Source organism: Hyphomonas pacifica (assembly GCF_000682675.1).
GTDB classification, from domain to species: domain Bacteria; phylum Pseudomonadota; class Alphaproteobacteria; order Caulobacterales; family Hyphomonadaceae; genus Hyphomonas; species Hyphomonas pacifica.
The window spans coordinates 195,978-206,523 of the sequence record NZ_AWFA01000012.1 but is presented as its reverse complement, the minus strand read 5'-3'; the positions used below and the strand labels follow the sequence as shown (position 1 = coordinate 206,523).

The window sequence follows — 10,546 nt, the reverse complement described above, 5'->3', positions numbered from 1 at the left end:
GCTATGTGAACGCGATCCAGGTCTATCCCTACACCGAGGGCGCACTCTACCGGCTCTATGCCGCGCCGGGCCAGGTCTCGGATATTGCGCTTCAGCCGGGCGAAACGCTGGTCTCGGTTTCGGCGGGCGATACGGTCCGCTGGATTGTCGGGGACACCTCCTCCGGTTCCGGCAGCGCGGCCCGCGCGCATGTACTGGTGAAGCCGATCGCGGCAGGTCTGTCGACCAATCTGATGATCGCGACCGACCGGCGGACCTATCATCTCGAACTCGAAAGCGTCGACGGCACCTACATGGCGGCCCTGTCCTGGCGCTATCCGGCGGATGAACTGGCAGAGCTGGTCTCACGCAACAAGATTGCATCTGTTCGCGAGGATGCCTCCATTGCGCCGGGCGTTGCGGTTGACCGGCTGGACTTCGATTATGTCATCGAGGGCGACAAGCCGGCCTGGCGGCCGGTGCGCGTCTTCGATGATGGACGGCAGGTCTTCATCCAGATGCCGGCGGGGCTTGCCACCATGGATGCCCCGCCGCTCTTCATCCTTGGCGCGTCCGGCGATGCTGAACTCGTCAATTATCGCCTGCGCGGCAACTACTACATCGTCGATCATCTTTTCCGCGCTGCCGAGCTCCGCATCGGCGAGAAGGACCAGACCGTTGTGCGGATCCGGAAGCGCATCCAGCGCTCCGGCCTTGCGAGCCTGTTCGGAGGCGAGGGATGAGCGAGCCGGCCCCCTTCCCGAAACAGGCCGATGAGCTGAAGCTGCGGGCGCGGCCACGGCCGGTCACGCGGATCAACCGCAAAGTCCTGATGGCGGGCGCCTGCCTTGGTGTGCTGGGCCTGTTTGCCGCTGCTTCCATCGCGCTTGATCCGCCAAAGGCTGTTGACCCGGCAGACCGGCAGGAACTCTACAATACGGCGACCAAGCGCGCGCCGGATGGGCTGGCGGATCTGCCGAACTCTTATCTCAATTGGCAACCGGCTCGTGACACGCCAAGACTCGGCGCACCCATGGCGGGCGACCTTGGCGGTACAGTCGTGGCAGAAGAGGAAGAATGGGGCCTCGAGCCCGACTGGAATGTCGCCCCCTCAGATGACTTCCGGCCATCTGCCGAAGATGAAGCGATCCGTGCGCAGAGACTGGCGGATGCCAAACTGGCCGATGCAGCTGGCAAGGCGGGCGTCTTCTTCGATGTCGGCAATCGGCAATCTCTGGCTGGGTCAGTCTCTGCGCCGGGCGGACTGCCGAACAGTCTCGGCTCGGAACTCTTGGCGTTCGCAGCCCAAGGCGCAGGCGCACCGGGCTTTGCGGGGCCGCCGGATCAGAACCTTCAGGCAGAGAAGATCGCGTTCGCCGCGGAGAAGCGGGATGGCGACATCTACAACCCGCATGATGTCGAGACCCCGGTCTCGCCCTATCAGGTGATGGCGGGCACGCTGATCCCGGCCTCACTCGTGACAGGGCTGAATTCTGACCTGCCCGGCAATGTCATCGCGCAGGTGACCCAACCGGTCTATGACACGGTGAGCGGGCGGCATCTGCTGATCCCGCAGGGTGCGCGCCTGATTGGTCGCTACCAGTCGGAAGTCTCTTTCGGCCAGGAGCGCGCGCTCCTAGTCTGGGACCGGATCATCCTGCCGGATGGCAGCTCTCTGCAGATTTCCGAGCCGGCGGCGGATGCGCAGGGCTATGCCGGCGTCTCCGACCGAACCGACCACCACTGGGTCCGCGTCTTTGCTGCCGCAGGTCTCGCCACCCTGCTCGGTATCGGCTCCGAAATTGGCTCCGACGATGATGATGTCGAGCGCGCGATCCGGCGCGGGTTCGGGGACAGTGTGTCCGAAGCCGGTCAGCGCGTCGTCGACCGCAATCTCGGCATCCAGCCGACGATCCGCATACGGCCGGGCTGGCCAGTCCGGGTGATTGTGACACGCGATCTCCTGCTGCGGCCTTACTCTGAGGGAGGCCGGTGATGAGCCTCCGCATCGGACAACTCCCGGACCGGACACCAGTGAAGCTCACCGTGTCGGTCGATCCTGATCTTGCTTCCGCGCTTGCCGACTATGCGGCGATCTATGCCGAAACCTATGGCGCGGAAGAGAAACCCGAAACCCTGGTGCCTGCCATGCTGGACATGTTCCTCAGCTCGGATGCCGGGTTCAAGCGGGCCCGCAAGGCCCTTCACGCCAGAGCCAGCAAAGGAGAATAGCAATGGCGACAATCGGCACCTTCAGCCAGAAGGATGGCAAATGGACCGGCACGATCCGGACCATGACAATCAATGTGAAAGCCCAGATGGTCCCGGTGACCGAAAAGGCCGAAGGCGGACCGGATTACCGGATCTTTGCCGGCGGCGCAGAGCTCGGCGCAGCCTGGCGCGAGGAGAGCAAGGATGGCGAGACGCCCTACCTTGCCGTCAAGCTCGACGATCCGGGGTTCGAGAAACCGCTGCGGGCCGCTTTCTTCGAGAAGGAAGAGGATGGCAGCGGCGTGCTGGTCTGGAACCGGCAGAAGCTGAACTAGCAGGAGGCGTGTCGTCGTGAGCTATGGATTGCGGACAGGCGGGTTGGACTCCCTCAAGGACCTCGCAGAGGACATCTACGCCTTTGGCCCCAAGTCTGGTTCAGACGCGCAAACATTTCATGACGACACGCTTCGCCAGCTTATCGCGAACAACAGGACCGTCCGGCGGCCCGAATTGCGCAAATTGGTGCCCTTGTCGGACACGACGATATACGAGCTTGAACGGCGCGGAGAGTTTCCAAAGCGGTTCTACCTGACCCCCAAATGCGTGGTATGGCCGCTAAAAGACGTTCTGGATTGGATTGAGGAGCGGCGCCGGGCGAGTGAGGATGAACGGCCGGAAAATACGCCAGTGCCCGATGTCCGGCAGCGCACCAGTCGGCCCGTCCGACACTGATCCTTAGAATTGAAGTCGGTGGGCTTTGCCGATCTGATCGATCCGTTGGTCTGGCACGCCAACTTCAGACGCAACGTCAGGCCAGGCCTTCATCGCGGAAATGACCTGATCGAGAATGGCATTAGCCTTGGCGCGCTTCAGTCCGCTCGTTTCACCGAACGCGATAAGGTCATCACGTGAAAATCCCTCCCGCTTGCCATTGAGGCTCATCTGGTGACGACTGGTCCAGTCCCCGCTCGGATTCCAGGCATAAGAGAGGTCAAAGGCGGGCGAGAGGCTCCAGCTGCCAGACCGGTCCATCAGGAAGGCGATGTTCTTGACGTGATCATCCTGATTGCGCGCGACGATATTGAACATGGCGCGGCGGACTTGCTCTTCGACCACATCCTGACCCATGCCGAGGCGGCGTATCACCTGGACCGCCTGCTCATAGGCATAGGACCCCGGCAGATTGAAATCATAGTGCGCCATAGCGCAAAGCGATTGCATATGGAGTTTGCGTCCCTTGCCATCGCGGTCGAAGCGGCGGGTCATGAAATGATGACGCCCGCCTTCGGCATGCACACGGCACTCTGCCATGGCTATCCCGGCAAGGCCTGCCAGCTTTGAATACGCGAATTCAATCAACCCAAACCCCATAGGATCGGCAAGCTCGTGGTCTCGATTGTTGGAGACACCATCGAACTTGATCAGCCAGGACTCAAAGCCTTCACCGCTTTCGAGCTGACCTGAACGAAATTCCCCTGTGCTGGGGTTCCAGGCCAGAATGGCTTTCGCGCGCGCGCCGCCAGCGGAAGTTCCAACACGGAGAATGTCCTCGATCGTTTCGCGGTCATCCTCGCCCGAGAAGACACCGCCGAGGCTCGATCGTTCATCGAGGATCCTGTTGGCGAGATCGACCAGGGCCGCCACTTCGATCTTCCTCGTCTTGGTCGGATGACCGATGATGGCCGGCTCGAACTCAAGCGCGCCCATGCCGCGGCGCCCGACATAGCAAAGCCGCTCGACAGGGTTAAAGCTGTCAGCCGTGCGCCCTTGGGCCGCCAGCCATCCATCGATGAGCGCATTACCGAACTTGTCTGGCAGGCTGTCGGCAAGGAGACCCGGCAGCCCCTTGAATGTGTTGCGGGCAAGCGCGGGGAATTCATATGGATATGCGCTGAGGGGCATCGTCATGGGGGCGAGCTCAATGCCCGACCGAACAAATTCGGGCCGGTATTGAAAGACCCCGATTTCCCGGTCTGCCAGCCAGCTGACAGCCCCAATGTCGCGGCCCCAGAGGATCACCCGCGCATCAGTCATCGCCCCACTCCCATTCGCCCTCATCATCAGGGCTCACGTCTGGTCGGGCCCTTTGGCGTTCCTGGCCGCCACGCTCAATGCGCTCGACGGGCCTGACCGATGGATCTGGGAGGATGGCGAACAGATTTTGCGCAATGTTGAGCGCCTGAAGGATGCGGATAAAGGTATCAAGGGATGTGCCCTCACCCTTGGCAAAGCGCTCTATAGTACGCTTCGACAATCCCGTCTGTTCTGCAAGCTGCTTTTGGGTCACGTTGCGGGCAAGCCGGATCTGGTCGACGCGCTCGCAAAGTTCACGCTCGATCTCAATGCTCGAAGCCACACCCTCTTTCATATAAGTCGCCATATTTGTCGCCTTAAGGCCATTTTCGATACTTAACTCGCAATATATTGCGATTTAATGAAGGATAGACAAGAGGCCTAATTCCCAAACTTCGGATCCAGTTCAAGGTCAAACCCAAGATCCGCAGAAGCCGGAGGCGTCAGAACCGGTTGCCGCTGCAGCCCTGCCGACCAGGCATCAATCGTGTCGGCCCATTCCTGCATCATGTGGCGACGACCATCGGCATATTCAGCCTTGTTGTAGACACCGCGAGAAGTCCGCCGGTCTTCGTGTGCGAGGCATTTCTCGACCCAGTCCCGATTGAAGCCGAGCTCGTTGAGCAAGGTGGATCCGGTGCGTCTGAGATCGTGGACCGTGAAACGTTCCAGCGGCAAGCCTGCTTCCTGCGCCGTTTCCCAGGCGGCCGTCGTCAGCCGGTTGAGGGTCGCATTCGAGATCGGCTTGTAGCAGTCATAGCGAGAGGGAAAGACATAGCGTGATCCTCCCGCGCAGGTCTTCAGCGCCACGAGGATATCGAGCGCCTGACGCGACAGATAGACATTGTGAGGAAGGCCCGTCTTCATCCGCTCCTTCGGAATGGACCAGACCGCGTTCTCGAAGCTGATCTCATCCCAGGTCGCGAGACTAACTTCTGACTTCCGCTTCATGGTGAGCAAGACGAATTTGAGTCCAAGCTTGAGCGTGGGCGTCGCGATCAGTTCTTCGAGCACGCTGTAGAAGATTCTGATTTCGAGCGGAGACAGCGCCCGGTCCCGAGGCCGCACCTTGGCAATCGAGACCGGTGCAACTTCGTCCGCAGGGTTGTCGACCTTCACGCCATGAAGCCTTGCGTACTTGTAGATCAGGTGGACGAACTCCCGAACATGAAGCGCCGTAGACGGAGCACCGCGTTTCTTTACCTTCTCGCAAAGCGCGCGAAGATCCTCGGGAGTAACCTCACTCAGCAGGTAGCTGCCAAACGCTGGCAGTATATCCCTGTTCAGAATATGCCGGCGCATGTCGCGCGTGCTCTCGGCCATGTCATCACTTTCGATCCAGCGATTGGCCATTTCAGAAAACGAACCGGATTCCATCAAGCGTGTTTTCGATCGCTTCTTTTCCTTTGCGGGAGATATCCCTGACTCAATCAGGCGTTTGGCATCCATACATCTGTGGCGAGCTTCGGACAGGCTGATGCCCCCATGGCCATAGCGTCCGATTGTGAGGGTCTCCCGCCTGCCATGAATCCGGTAGTCCATACGGAACGTCACGGTTCCAACGGTGGAAACCGTGACGTACATCCCGTCCCGATCTCCAACTTTGTAGAGTTTGTCCTTTGGTTTCAGCGCTCTGATGGCGACATCGGTCAACAAGGCTGCGTCCTTTCCAGGCATTTTACCGTCACCCCAAAATGCGACGGTAAAATTCCATTTTCCTATGTATATTCAGTGTTCTAGGTCTCTATTTTTACCGTCACCCCGCATTTCTGCATGACGGTAAATGCGAAATTAGAGGGAAGGGCCGGGAACGCATACCGTCAGCCGTACCGTCACCGGGTCGCATTTGACGGTAAAAAATGGCGATAGGAGTCGAAAGAAAAACGCCACTAAGTCGTTGAACTTAATGGCGTTTTTGAAAGATTCCGAAAGGTCGCGAGAGAAATGAAATCATTCCCACTCAATTGTGCCGGGAGGCTTGCTGGTCACATCGTAGACCACGCGGTTGACGCCTTTGACTTCATTGATGATGCGTGTGGCAACACGGCCAAGGAAGTCATGCTCGAACGGATAATAATCCGCCGTCATGCCGTCAGTTGAGGTCACGGCGCGCAACGCAAGCACGGCTTCATAGGTTCGCTCGTCGCCCATCACACCGACCGTGTTAACTGGCAGCAACACGCTGAAGGCCTGCCAGATTTCGTCATAGAGGCCAGCCTTGCGGATCTCGTCGATATAGATGGCATCGGCCTTCCGCAGCGTGTCGGCCTTTTCGCGCGTGATCTCGCCCGGAATACGGATGGCGAGGCCCGGCCCAGGGAATGGGTGGCGACCGATGAAGCTCTCCGGCAGACCCAGCTCCCGGCCCAGGGCCCGCACTTCATCCTTGAACAGTTCGCGCAGCGGCTCGACCAGTTTCATGTTCATGCGTTCCGGAAGGCCCCCCACATTATGGTGGCTCTTGATCGTGACGCTTGGGCCGCCAATCGCGGACACACTCTCGATCACGTCAGGATACAGAGTGCCTTGTGCCAGGAAGTCTGCACCGCCGATCTTCTTCGCCTCTTCTTCGAAGACATCAATGAAGAGACCACCAATAATCTTGCGCTTGCGTTCCGGGTCCGACACGCCATCAAGTTTGCCGAGGAAAAGGTCAGACGCATCCACATGTACCAGCGGAATATTGTAATGCTCCCGGAACAGGTTCACTACCTGCTCGCTTTCGCCGTGGCGCATCAATCCGTGATCGACATAAACACATGTCAGCTGCTCACCAATCGCTTCGTGTATCAGAACCGCCGCAACAGAAGAATCGACGCCGCCGGAAAGACCGCAGATCACGCGGCCCTTGCCTACCTGCTCGCGGATCTTCTCAATCGCTTCGGCGCGATAGGCCGCCATCGTCCAGTCACCTTTCAGACCGGCCACGCCATGCGTGAAATTGCGCAGCAATTCACGGCCGTGCACCGTATGCACGACTTCAGGGTGGAACTGGGTCCCGTAGAATTTCCGCTCCGGATTGGCGATGATGGCATACGGCGCACCAGGAGACTTCGCGATCACACCAAAGCCGGGCGCCATCTCGGCGACATGGTCGCCATGGCTCATCCACACTTGCTCGGTATCGCCGCCATGGAACAGGTCTGACATGATCGGGTCATCCACGACCTTCTCGATGAAGGCGCGACCGAATTCGCGGCTGGTGCCGCTCTCTACCTTGCCGCCCAGCTGCTCCATCATCACCTGCTGGCCGTAGCAAATGCCCAGCACCGGAACGCCCAACTCGAAGATCGCGTCATCCGCGCGCGGGCTGTCCTTCCAGGTCACGCTGGAGGGGCCACCAGACAGGATCACGGCCTGCGGCCCATAGGCCCCCAGAAAGGCGCCATCCACCTTGTTGAAAGGGTGAATTTCACAATACACGCCGCTCTCACGCAGGCGGCGGGCGATCAGCTGCGTCACCTGGCTGCCGAAGTCGACAATGAGGGCGCGTTCGTGTCTCTGCTCAGTCATGTCGCCCGATAGCCGAGGAAGAAGGATTCGTCCATATCAGGCGGGCGTCTTAGGCCGTTTAAACTGCAATCATGCGCGCTTCAGCGGCGAGAGGCGCCCCACAGACTCAGCCAGCCTTGCGGAGCACCGCAAAGAAAAAACCATCCGTGCCAGCGCGGCGAGGTGTGAGGCGCACGCTGCCGGTCGGTCCGCGATAGCGCTTCACGGCGGCTGCGCCCTCTTCCGTCAGCAGGCCGGAGGCAATTGCCGCCTCGGCGGCATCTTCCTCTGAGAAGTCCGGATGCGTAGCCAGGAAACCGGCCACGCGGTCTTCATCCTCCTCCATCAGGAAAGAGCATGTCGCATAGAGCAGCCGTCCGCCGGGCTTCACGAAAGCGCTCGCAGCCGCCAGGATCTCTTCCTGCTCCTGCATCCGCTTTTCCAGCTGCTTCTCCTTGAGACGCCATTTCGCATCAGGCCGCCGGCGCCATGTGCCGGTGCCTGTGCAGGGCGCATCCACGAAGACGAGGTCCATCTGGCCCGCCAGATCGACCAGCTGCGTTGGCTCGCTCGGGTGAACCAGTTGCACATTGTGCGCGCCGGAACGCTTCAGGCGCGGGATCAGCGCGGAGAGACGCCGTCCGTCAACATCATAGGCAAAGATCTGTCCCTTGCCCTGCATCTGCGCCGCGATGGCCAGCGTCTTGCCGCCGCCGCCCGCGCAATAGTCCAACACCTGCTCGCCAGCCTGCGCGTTGGCTGCGGCCGCCGCGATCTGGGAGCCGGCATCCTGCACCTCGACCCAGCCTTTCGAATAGGCCGGAATACTCTCAAGGCTCGTCTCGCGCTCGCTCGGGTCACGCGCCGGAATGTGGAACGCATTGATCAGCAACGGAGACTCTTCGGCCTTCGCGCTGCGCAGCGGCTGGGACGCTTTCTCCGCATCCACTTTCAGTGTGTTGACCCGCAGATCGACATCCGCGCGCACCGCCATCGCTTGCGCCTCGACGACCGCTTCCTCGGCGAACACACGCGCCATCATCGACGTCATCCATTCCGGAAAATCGCCCTGCACATGTGGCGGCGCAACCGGGTCCGGTGCCATGACCAGCCGCTCGCGCTCTTCCAGCGTCAGCTTGCTCGGCGCGTGGTCTTCATCCATCGCATCGTCAATCTGGCGGATATTCCAGCCCCAGGCATGCGCCAGGGCGCCCAGGATCAGGCCGCGCGGGCTGTCATCGCCCATGGCGTGGGCAATCGAGTTGCGCTTGCGCAGCGCGTCCAGCACCAGCCCGCTCACCCAGGCCCTGTCCTTGGACCCGGCATAGCGCGCCCGCTTGCCCCAGTCCCGCGCAGCCGACTTCACCGGCTGGTGCCGGTTCACTACGTCTGTCAGGACATCGATAGCTGCTGCGATACGTCCGCCATTGCGCATGGGAATTGCCTCACGGGTTCAAATCAAGCGCCCTGTTAACGCGCGAGGCCCAATAAGGGAACCAGCCGTGTCAGCGCGTCTTGCCTCTCGGAAGCCTTTGGAGGCTGCATCCCTTGCCCCAAAATGGGAATTATCGTCCTATGCCGCCAATTGGAAGGGAGTCGTCTATATGCTGGAACTGAACCTGCCGCCGGAAATCAAGCCCGCAAACCCGCTTGACTGGCGGGAACTGGGCGACATCACCGCAGAGGCCTTCTCGGATGACCCTGTAAATCGCTGGGTGTTCGGCAATGAAGAGGCAATCCGCTCGACCTTCCGCCTCCTGGCGCGTGACGTTTATCTGCGGCATGGCCTGTGCCATCTGGTCGGCAATGAGGCCGCCTCCATGTGGTGCATGCATGATGCAAGCCGGGAGACAGGTCCGCTCGGCACGCTCAAGCTCGCCTGGACCCTTCTCACCAAAGGATCAAAAGGCGCGCTCGGCCGCGCCATGAAGGCGGGTAGCGTGATGGACCAGCATCACCCAAAGGAGCCTCACCTCTATCTCTTCACCATCGGCACACGGAAGGCGGCCCGCGGCAAAGGCTATGGAAAAATGCTGATGCGGGCCATGCTCGAAGGCGCAGACCGCGACGGCCTGCCCTGCTATCTGGAAAATTCGAACCCGGACAATACCGGCTTCTACCAAAGCCACGGATTCGAACGCATGCGCCTCTTCGAAGTCGGAGAAGGCAGCCCCCCGCTAGAGGCAATGTGGCGAGACGCGCGCCCCTCGCAATGACCATCACCATGAAAGTCGCAACCGCCCAGTTCGCCTAGGTCGCGGGTCAGCTAGCAGCCGTCACCACTGCGTTGCCATCTTGAGGAATTGAAAATGGTTGCGGTGCCCTCGCCGGTTTCAACTTCGAAGCTGCTGGACACCCGCACCAGGTTGAAGGCGTAGTGAACGCGCAGATTTCCGCTTAGCGGCCCGCAAGTGATCTGCGCATCCATTGTGGTCAGATTACCATTGGAACTGAAATTCTCTTCCGAGATCACGCACTGGCGATCAGCATATGTCTTGAGGAAGGTCTGATCCACCGCGCTCAGCGAGTTGTTGCCATCGTCAATGCATATTGACCCGCTACTGGTTTCACGCTCGTTCTTGGTGCCATCCGGCATCGTCTGAGTCATAAAAGAGGTATCGGTCCAGGCACCTTTACCGAAGTCACCCGATGCCTGAGCCAGGGCTGGTAGTCCGGGCAAACCCATGGCCAGTCCGGCCAGCGCCACACCCATGATGGAAGGTCTCATTTATTGCGTCCCCTAAAGCAGTATTGAGCGATCAGACTAGTCGCGGCCTTGACCCCGTCAAGT

Annotated in this window: 12 protein-coding genes; 6 read left to right on the top strand and 6 right to left on the bottom strand. The window is 60.3% G+C overall.

All coding sequences use genetic code 11. The annotated features are described in order from the left end of the window. From trbG to HY2_RS05830, 5 genes are all read left to right on the top strand, one after another. A partial coding sequence (trbG, locus tag HY2_RS05850) for a P-type conjugative transfer protein TrbG (RefSeq protein ID WP_034825551.1) occupies positions 1-722 on the top strand: 722 nt, incomplete at its 5' end. Then, the gene (locus HY2_RS05845; RefSeq protein WP_034825549.1) at positions 719-1,975 is read left to right on the top strand and encodes a TraB/TrbI/VirB10 family type IV secretion system protein; all 1,257 of its coding nucleotides are present in this window, start codon (positions 719-721) and stop codon (positions 1,973-1,975) included. The genes trbG and HY2_RS05845, both read left to right, overlap by 4 nt. Continuing rightward, on the top strand, positions 1,975-2,211 hold the full coding sequence (locus tag HY2_RS05840) for a DUF2274 domain-containing protein (RefSeq protein WP_034768653.1): 237 nt from the start codon (positions 1,975-1,977) through the stop codon (positions 2,209-2,211). Before HY2_RS05845 ends, HY2_RS05840 begins: the two co-directional genes overlap by 1 nt. 2 nt (positions 2,212-2,213) lie before the next feature. Then, positions 2,214-2,525, top strand: coding sequence for a DUF736 domain-containing protein (locus HY2_RS05835; RefSeq protein ID WP_013301538.1), 312 nt, complete (start codon positions 2,214-2,216; stop codon positions 2,523-2,525). A gap of 16 nt (positions 2,526-2,541) precedes the next feature. Then, entirely contained in the window at positions 2,542-2,922 is a 381-nt protein-coding gene (locus HY2_RS05830; RefSeq protein WP_233346733.1) for a helix-turn-helix transcriptional regulator, read from the top strand. Positions 2,923-2,925: 3 nt separating this feature from the next. Here HY2_RS05830 and HY2_RS05825 read toward each other — a convergent pair whose 3' ends face one another. The 5 genes from HY2_RS05825 to HY2_RS05805 all read right to left on the bottom strand — a co-directional run bounded on the left by HY2_RS05825 (position 2,926) and on the right by HY2_RS05805 (position 9,190). Next, complete coding sequence (locus HY2_RS05825; protein ID WP_034825547.1) at positions 2,926-4,224, bottom strand: type II toxin-antitoxin system HipA family toxin; 1,299 nt, start codon at positions 4,222-4,224, stop codon at positions 2,926-2,928. Further along, complete coding sequence (locus HY2_RS05820) at positions 4,217-4,570, bottom strand: helix-turn-helix domain-containing protein (protein ID WP_034825545.1); 354 nt, start codon at positions 4,568-4,570, stop codon at positions 4,217-4,219. Before HY2_RS05820 ends, HY2_RS05825 begins: the two co-directional genes overlap by 8 nt. A gap of 74 nt (positions 4,571-4,644) precedes the next feature. Then, positions 4,645-5,919, bottom strand: coding sequence for a tyrosine-type recombinase/integrase (locus HY2_RS05815; RefSeq protein ID WP_034825543.1), 1,275 nt, complete (start codon positions 5,917-5,919; stop codon positions 4,645-4,647). 294 nt (positions 5,920-6,213) lie between these two features. Next, a complete protein-coding gene (gene guaA / locus HY2_RS05810) occupies positions 6,214-7,776 on the bottom strand; it encodes a glutamine-hydrolyzing GMP synthase (protein WP_034825542.1) in 1,563 nt (520 codons plus the stop codon). 106 nt (positions 7,777-7,882) lie between these two features. Next, positions 7,883-9,190: an RsmB/NOP family class I SAM-dependent RNA methyltransferase gene (locus HY2_RS05805; RefSeq protein WP_034825540.1), complete on the bottom strand. Its 1,308-nt coding sequence runs from the start codon at positions 9,188-9,190 to the stop codon at positions 7,883-7,885. 169 nt (positions 9,191-9,359) lie between these two features. On the opposite strand from HY2_RS05805, the gene HY2_RS05800 reads away from it, so the two are divergent. Next, positions 9,360-9,971, top strand: coding sequence for a GNAT family N-acetyltransferase (locus HY2_RS05800; protein WP_051594770.1), 612 nt, complete (start codon positions 9,360-9,362; stop codon positions 9,969-9,971). 50 nt (positions 9,972-10,021) lie between these two features. Here the strand turns inward: HY2_RS05800 and HY2_RS05795 are convergent, their stop codons facing one another. Continuing rightward, the gene (locus HY2_RS05795) at positions 10,022-10,483 is read right to left on the bottom strand and encodes a hypothetical protein (protein WP_146617171.1); all 462 of its coding nucleotides are present in this window, start codon (positions 10,481-10,483) and stop codon (positions 10,022-10,024) included. Between the last annotated feature and the right edge of the window lie 63 nt (positions 10,484-10,546).

What these genes read in the sequence shown, in the direction of transcription:
- HY2_RS05845 (WP_034825549.1), top strand. Translation starts at nt 719, where the DNA reads ATGAGCGAGCCGGCCCCCTTCCCGAAACAGGCCGATGAGCTGAAGCTG.
- HY2_RS05840 (WP_034768653.1), top strand. Translation starts at nt 1,975, where the DNA reads ATGAGCCTCCGCATCGGACAACTCCCGGACCGGACACCAGTGAAGCTC.
- HY2_RS05835 (WP_013301538.1), top strand. Translation starts at nt 2,214, where the DNA reads ATGGCGACAATCGGCACCTTCAGCCAGAAGGATGGCAAATGGACCGGC.
- HY2_RS05825 (WP_034825547.1), bottom strand. Translation starts at nt 4,224, where the DNA reads ATGACTGATGCGCGGGTGATCCTCTGGGGCCGCGACATTGGGGCTGTC.
- HY2_RS05820 (WP_034825545.1), bottom strand. Translation starts at nt 4,570, where the DNA reads ATGGCGACTTATATGAAAGAGGGTGTGGCTTCGAGCATTGAGATCGAG.
- guaA (WP_034825542.1), bottom strand. Translation starts at nt 7,776, where the DNA reads ATGACTGAGCAGAGACACGAACGCGCCCTCATTGTCGACTTCGGCAGC.
- HY2_RS05805 (WP_034825540.1), bottom strand. Translation starts at nt 9,190, where the DNA reads ATGCGCAATGGCGGACGTATCGCAGCAGCTATCGATGTCCTGACAGAC.
- HY2_RS05800 (WP_051594770.1), top strand. Translation starts at nt 9,360, where the DNA reads ATGCTGGAACTGAACCTGCCGCCGGAAATCAAGCCCGCAAACCCGCTT.
- HY2_RS05795 (WP_146617171.1), bottom strand. Translation starts at nt 10,483, where the DNA reads ATGAGACCTTCCATCATGGGTGTGGCGCTGGCCGGACTGGCCATGGGT.